The organism is Nitratireductor sp. ZSWI3 (assembly GCF_024655565.1).
GTDB lineage: Bacteria > Pseudomonadota > Alphaproteobacteria > Rhizobiales > Rhizobiaceae > Nitratireductor.
On record NZ_JANKOF010000158.1, the window covers coordinates 1 to 5,996 of the forward strand.

Here is a 5,996-nt window from a genome sequence, read left to right on the forward strand (position 1 = left end):
CGGTACCCCCACCCCTTACCCCTCCCCTCAAGGGGGAGGGGGATGATCGGGCGCCCAGCCTTTCTTCCCTCCCCCTTGAGGGGAGGGGTCCGAAGGACGGGTGGGGGTCGCAGGCGGAGCCTGCAAGAAAGACCATATGCGATTGCTTTGCCGTGAACGGAGAAAGAAGGTGGACCCAAGGACCGGATGAAGGGCGGTGCCGGCGGACCATCAATCCCGTACGAGATCGAGGTTGCTTGAACCATGTATGTCTGGATGCGCCTGCTCCGTGTCGCGGTGACGCGCAAGCGCCGCGGTCCCTACCGCCTCGGTGACGAGGGGCGGTTAGCCTTTCGCTGCCTGCCCACGGATGTCGACATGAACATCCACCTGAACAACGCCCGCTACATGATGATGGCGGACCTCGGGCGGATCGACATCTTTCTGAGGAGCGGGCTGATCTCCACGGCGCGCCAGCGCGGCTGGGCGCCGCTCCTCGGCGGCCTGCAGACGGCCTATGTGCGCGAGGTCAGGCTGTGGCAGCGTTTCGAGGTGGTCTCCACCATCGAGACCTGGCACGGCACGCAGATCATCGGCCAGCACCGCTTCGTGCTCGCCGACGGCCGCGTCGCCGCGATGATCCTCACCACCGGCGGCGTCTACGATCATCGCAACAGGCGCTTCGTCGAGGTCGACGAGGTGATGGCCCTTCTCGGGCAGGAAGCGGCGCCCCGCCCGCCGACCGAGGAGGAGAAGACCTTCATGGCCTCGCATCAGGGGCTCAGGGCGCGCGCGAAAATCCTCTCCTGACGCCCTTGCGCCGTCGCCGAACGGGGTTAGGCTCCGGTTTCCAGAAGCACCGGAGATCCTGATGACGGCCGTTGTCGACTACTACATCACATCCGCCTCGCCCTTCACCTATCTCGGCCACGGAGCGCTGCGCTCCGTCACCGAAAAGCATGGCGCCAGGGTGCGCGTGAAGCCCGTCAACCTGATGGGCCTCTGGGAAATCTCCGGCGCTGTGCCGCCGGCCAAGCGCCCGCCCGTGCGCCAGCGCCTGCGCCTCGTCGAGTTGCAGCGCATCGCCGACTTCCGCGGCCTGCCGATCAATACCTCGCCCAAGCACTGGCCGGTGGATCCGGCGCTGTCCGACCATGTCATCACGGCCCTTGTGGCGGCCGGGCACGATCCGATGGACTATATGGGCCGCGTCTTCTCGGCCGTCTGGGCGAATGAGGAGAACATTGCCGATGCCGAGACCCTGGCGCGGCATCTCAAGGCCGCGGGTTTCGATGCCCGGGCGATCCTGGATGCAGCCGGAACCGAGGAGATCGCCACCATCCGGGCCCGCAACACGCAGGACGCCGTGGCGGCGGATGCCGTCGGCGTGCCGACCTTCGTCCTGAACGGCGAGGCGTTCTTCGGCCAGGATCGCGTCGAATATCTGGATCGCGCCCTTGAAACCGGACGCCAGCCCTTCACCGCCTGATTCTCAGCCGCCCTCTCCCTCGGCGAGCGGCACGGCTATGCCGGCGAGCTCGGCGGCGGTGATGCGGGCCGCGCCGGCACGTGCGAAGCGCAGCATCATCGCCTTGCGGGTGGCAGCGGCGAGCCGGTGCTCCTCGGGCTCGCGCATGATTTCCGCGCCGTAGCCATCGGAGAGGATGAAGCCGCATTCCTGCGGAAAGATCTCCGCCGGCACGTCGGGATGCGTGGCGAAGAAGAAGCGGTCGGAATGGAGACGATAGTCGGGCCATTTGCGGTCGACGCGGAAATCCTCCACCGACGACTTGATCTCGATGATCCAGATGTCGCCCCTGCCCGTCAGCACCACCAGGTCGGCCCGCCGCCCGGTGGCGAGCGTGAGCTCGGGCAGGACGACGGCGCCCATCTGCAAAAGCATTCGCTGCACGCCGCGGCGGATGATCATGGCGCGCTCGGACTGACGCCCGTCGGCCAGCGGGTTTACGGGAATCGGAGAGACGATCGACATGATCCGATTATGCCATCACCAGGCGCGCACATGAAGGCTTTGCCGGTCATTATACCGGCTGCGCCGCCCCGGCGAGGCGCGTCTCGCCCAGCGGGGCGCCCGCGATGTCGTCGAGAATCGGGCAATCGGGACGGTCGTCGCCGTGGCACGCATCCACCAGTTGGCTGAGCGTCGCCCGCATCGTCTCGAGTTCGGCGATCTTCTCGTCGATGGCGCGGACATGCGAGACGGCGATCTCGCGCACGTCGTGGCTGGCGCGCTGTTTGTCACGATAGAGCGTCATCAGCTGCCGGCACGCATCGATCGAGAAGCCAAGCCCGCGGGCCCGGCGCAGGAAGACCAGGAAATGAATGTCCTCGCCGCGATAATAGCGGTAGCCGTTCCCCGATCGCTCCGGCGCAATCAGACCGATCTCTTCATAGTAGCGAATTGTTTTGGCCGGCAGGCCGGACCGGCGTGCCGCTTCTCCGACGTTCATGGCTCTCTCCAGGTCCTGGTGGTGCGATCTCAACAGACGGTACCCGTCTGTTGGGAAAAATTGCCACACCAGATCAATAGCTTGTGGGCTGACTTGTTGAATCAGACGGGTACCATCTGTTTCGGTCAGACCACGGGGCATTACTGCTCAGTTGAGCGTTCTGTTGCCGTTTTGCAATGTTCATCATGAATTAAGGCGGAAAATTGCGTCACGGAAGCTCGAAGTCTTGGCAATTTGTTAACCAACAATTTAAGAAAGAGAACGAGAGTGTGGCGCACTTCAGGCAGGCGCCGGACATTCGGGGGATTGGAGACCAAATGAAAGTCAGACCTTTTGTCATCGCCGCGGCGTTGGGGCTTGCGACGGCTCTGGCAGGTTGTACGACCGGCGGGCCGCTCAAGATCTTCACCTCCGACTACGGAACCGTCAGGGACGCCGGCTACCAGCTGCCGAGCATTCCGATCAGCAAGGTTCCCCGTCAGTATCACCGCCAGATCGTTTCCTTCGAAACGACCGAGAAACCCGGCACGATCATCGTCGATACCAACGCGAAATTCCTTTATTTCGTGCTGGATGGCGGCAAGGCCGTGCGCTACGGCATCGGCGTCGGGCGCGAGGGATTCGAATGGGCCGGTACTGCGCGTATCGCCATGAAGCGCGAATGGCCCACCTGGACGCCACCGGCCGCCATGATCGGCCGACAGCCGGAGCTCGCCAAGTGGCGCGGCGGCATGCCCCCCGGGCTGAGCAACCCGCTCGGCGCCCGCGCGCTCTATCTTTTCAACCGCAGCGGCGACACGGGCTACCGTCTGCACGGTACTCCTGAATGGGCATCGATCGGCAAGGCCATGTCTTCCGGATGCATCAGAATGATGAACCAGGACGTCATCGACCTTTACAATCGCACCGAAATCGGTGCTAAGGTAATCGTCAAGCGGTAGAACCGTCTCAGCAATTGTGGAGCCTCTCCTTGAAGGCTCCAAAAAAAACCGGGCTCGAAGGCCCGGTTTTTTTGTTGCGGCCATTAGAGCATTTTTGTGCGTCCAAACAGACGCACGGCGCTATAGAGGCCGGAATTGGCGAACTCCGAGGCCTCAGAGCACCTGCTCGACCTGCCGAACCTCGGGCACGAAATGATGCAGCAGGTTCTGGATGCCATGCTTGAGGGTGGCGGTGGACGACGGGCAGCCGGCACAGGCGCCCTTCATGTGCAGGAACACGGTGCCCTTCTCGTAGCCGCGGAAGGTGATGTCCCCACCATCCTGGGCGACAGCCGGCCGCACGCGCGTTTCCAGAAGCTCCTTGATGGTCGAGACGATGTCCTCGTCCGCCTCGTCGTAGAACTCGCCGTCCTCGGATACCGGCAGGCCGGCGCCCGCAGGCGCCATGACCGGCTGGCCTGACATGAAATGCTCCATGATCGTGCCGAGGATCGCCGGCTTGAGATGCTGCCAGTCCGGCTCGCCGTCCTTGGTGACGGTGATGAAATCATAGCCGAAGAACACGCCAGTGACGCCCGGCACCTCGAAAAGGCGCCCGGCCAGCGGAGATGCTTCGGCGGCCGCCGCGGCCTCGCGGAAATCCGCCGTGCCGTCTTCAAGAACCACGCGGCCAGGCAGGAATTTCAGCGTCGCGGGATTGGGAGTCGCTTCGGTCTGAATGAACATCGATGGATTTCCGATCTGGCGTTTCTTGGAATTATTCTAAAATAGGCGGAATGCGCCCTGGGTTCAAGCCGCGATATGGGGATGCGCACCCGGCTATGCCAGGCTTTCGATCTCTTCGTCGCTGAGATTGTGCGGCACCACGGTCACCGGAATCGGGAAGGCGGCGCTCTTGCCGGCGATGGAAGAGACGAGCGGGCCGGGGCCTTCCTTTGAGCCGCCGGCCGCCAGGACAAAGATCGCGATGTCCTGGTCTTCCTCGATCAATTTGTGGATCTCGTCGGCCGGCTTGCCCTCGCGCACCACCAATTCGGGCTCTATGCCGATGGTTTCGCGGATTTTCACCGCATGCGTGTCGAGCGCCGCCTTGGCGGTTGCCAGCGCTTCCTCGCGCATGATCTGCTCGACGCCCAGCCAGTGCTGGAAATCACCCGGCTCGATGACGAACAGCAGCACCAAGCCGCCATTCGTCGCCTGCACGCGCCGCGCGGCGTAGGCGACGGCCCGCTCGCATTCGGGCGTGTCGTCGATAATGGCAAGGAACTTGCGGCGGTGCCCCGCCTCGCGGATCAGTCGCTTGGAGACCATTCACACGTCCTGTTTCACGGGCGACGGACCCGCCCCATCGGCTCGCAATCTGCCATTGCCGGTGGTTTTGGGCAAGCCGGGCTCATCGACGGGTCAGTCGCCGATCAGCCCGATGATCTCGCGCACCATCTTCATCGTCTGCTCAGCCTTCTCGCGGGCCCGCAGCGCCCCGTCGCGAAGAACGCCGTCGATATAGCCGGGGTCGGCCGAGATGCGACGCATTTCATCGGCGATCGGCGACAGCTTCTCGACGGCGAGCTCGGCCAGTGCCGGCTTGAACTCGGAGAACTGGCGGCCGCCGAAATCGGCCAGCACGTCGGTGCGCGCGACCCCTGCCAGCGCCGCATAGATGCCGACGAGGTTCTGCGCCTCCGGCCGGCCCTCGAGCCCGGCCACCTCCGACGGCAGCGCCTCGGGATCGGTCTTTGCCTTCTTGATCTTCTTGGAGATCGTGTCGGCATCGTCCGTCAGGTTGATGCGCGAGAGGTCGGAAGGATCCGATTTCGACATCTTCTTGGATCCGTCGCGCAGGCTCATGACGCGCGTCACGGGTCCCTCGATCAGCGGCTCGGTGAGCGGGAAGAAGCCGTTCACCGTCTCCTCGCCGACCTTCGTCTCGACGCCATAGCCGAGCTGTGCGATGCGCGCCGAGAAGTCGTTGTTGAACTTCTGGGCGATGTCGCGCGTCAGCTCCAGATGCTGCTTCTGGTCGTCGCCGACGGGCACGTGCGTGGCGCGGTAGACAAGGATGTCGGCGGCCATCAGGCTCGGATAGGCGAGCAGGCCGAGCGAGGCGTTCTCGCGGTCCTTTCCGGCCTTGTCCTTGAACTGCGTCATGCGGTTCATCCAGCCGATGCGCGCCACGCAGTTGAAGATCCACGCCAGCTCCGCGTGCTGCATCACCTGGCTCTGGTTGAACACGATGTGCTTTCTCGGGTCGATGCCACTCGCCAGGAAGGCGGCGGTGATCGACCGCGTCTGTTCGGCCAGGTCCTCGTGCACGAGCGTCGCCGTCAGTGAATGCAGGTCGACGACGCAATAGATGCATTCATGGCTCGCCTGCAGCGCAACGAACTTCTGCAGCGCGCCCAGATAATTGCCGAGATGAAGATTGCCCGTCGGCTGAACGCCGGAGAAGACGAGCTCCTTGAATTCGCTCATGATCGTTCCTGAATGCCGGTTTGCGCGCGATGCCGCGCGCCATGGCTTATGGACGACGCGAAACCGGCAATCAAGCCCCAGGCGCCGATTGCACTTCGGCCTGCTGGTCGGGCTTGCGCCACGCCCTGCGCGG

8 protein-coding genes are annotated in these 5,996 nt (G+C 63.9%); 3 read left to right on the forward strand and 5 right to left on the reverse strand.

Annotated elements, in window-relative coordinates; all coding sequences use genetic code 11:
* Positions 1-243: 243 nt before the first annotated feature.
* A complete protein-coding gene (locus NUU27_RS24620) occupies positions 244-789 on the forward strand; it encodes a thioesterase family protein (RefSeq protein WP_257764939.1) in 546 nt (181 codons plus the stop codon).
* A gap of 61 nt (positions 790-850) precedes the next feature.
* A complete protein-coding gene (locus tag NUU27_RS24625) occupies positions 851-1,468 on the forward strand; it encodes a 2-hydroxychromene-2-carboxylate isomerase (protein ID WP_257764940.1) in 618 nt (205 codons plus the stop codon).
* A 3-nt stretch (positions 1,469-1,471) separates the two neighbouring features.
* Here the strand turns inward: NUU27_RS24625 and NUU27_RS24630 are convergent, their stop codons facing one another.
* The gene (locus tag NUU27_RS24630) at positions 1,472-1,972 is read right to left on the reverse strand and encodes an MmcB family DNA repair protein (protein ID WP_257764941.1); all 501 of its coding nucleotides are present in this window, start codon (positions 1,970-1,972) and stop codon (positions 1,472-1,474) included.
* Positions 1,973-2,021: 49 nt separating this feature from the next.
* On the reverse strand, positions 2,022-2,450 hold the full coding sequence (cueR, locus tag NUU27_RS24635) for a Cu(I)-responsive transcriptional regulator (RefSeq protein WP_257764942.1): 429 nt from the start codon (positions 2,448-2,450) through the stop codon (positions 2,022-2,024).
* 317 nt (positions 2,451-2,767) lie between these two features.
* Here cueR and NUU27_RS24640 point away from each other — a divergent pair, with 317 nt between their 5' ends.
* Entirely contained in the window at positions 2,768-3,391 is a 624-nt protein-coding gene (locus NUU27_RS24640) for a L,D-transpeptidase (protein WP_257764946.1), read from the forward strand.
* A gap of 153 nt (positions 3,392-3,544) precedes the next feature.
* Here NUU27_RS24640 and NUU27_RS24645 read toward each other — a convergent pair whose 3' ends face one another.
* The 3 genes from NUU27_RS24645 to trpS all read right to left on the reverse strand — a co-directional run bounded on the left by NUU27_RS24645 (position 3,545) and on the right by trpS (position 5,863).
* On the reverse strand, positions 3,545-4,117 hold the full coding sequence (locus tag NUU27_RS24645) for a NifU family protein (RefSeq protein ID WP_257764943.1): 573 nt from the start codon (positions 4,115-4,117) through the stop codon (positions 3,545-3,547).
* Between the two features lie 93 nt (positions 4,118-4,210).
* Positions 4,211-4,702, reverse strand: a complete 492-nt coding sequence (locus NUU27_RS24650; protein ID WP_257764944.1) for a universal stress protein — start codon at positions 4,700-4,702, stop codon at positions 4,211-4,213.
* Between the two features lie 93 nt (positions 4,703-4,795).
* Positions 4,796-5,863: a tryptophan--tRNA ligase gene (trpS, locus tag NUU27_RS24655; RefSeq protein ID WP_257764945.1), complete on the reverse strand. Its 1,068-nt coding sequence runs from the start codon at positions 5,861-5,863 to the stop codon at positions 4,796-4,798.
* Positions 5,864-5,996: the final 133 nt, after the last annotated feature.

What these genes read in the sequence shown, in the direction of transcription:
- NUU27_RS24620 (WP_257764939.1), top strand. Translation starts at nt 244, where the DNA reads ATGTATGTCTGGATGCGCCTGCTCCGTGTCGCGGTGACGCGCAAGCGC.
- NUU27_RS24625 (WP_257764940.1), top strand. Translation starts at nt 851, where the DNA reads ATGACGGCCGTTGTCGACTACTACATCACATCCGCCTCGCCCTTCACC.
- NUU27_RS24630 (WP_257764941.1), bottom strand. Translation starts at nt 1,972, where the DNA reads ATGTCGATCGTCTCTCCGATTCCCGTAAACCCGCTGGCCGACGGGCGT.
- cueR (WP_257764942.1), bottom strand. Translation starts at nt 2,450, where the DNA reads ATGAACGTCGGAGAAGCGGCACGCCGGTCCGGCCTGCCGGCCAAAACA.
- NUU27_RS24640 (WP_257764946.1), top strand. Translation starts at nt 2,768, where the DNA reads ATGAAAGTCAGACCTTTTGTCATCGCCGCGGCGTTGGGGCTTGCGACG.
- NUU27_RS24645 (WP_257764943.1), bottom strand. Translation starts at nt 4,117, where the DNA reads ATGTTCATTCAGACCGAAGCGACTCCCAATCCCGCGACGCTGAAATTC.
- NUU27_RS24650 (WP_257764944.1), bottom strand. Translation starts at nt 4,702, where the DNA reads ATGGTCTCCAAGCGACTGATCCGCGAGGCGGGGCACCGCCGCAAGTTC.
- trpS (WP_257764945.1), bottom strand. Translation starts at nt 5,863, where the DNA reads ATGAGCGAATTCAAGGAGCTCGTCTTCTCCGGCGTTCAGCCGACGGGC.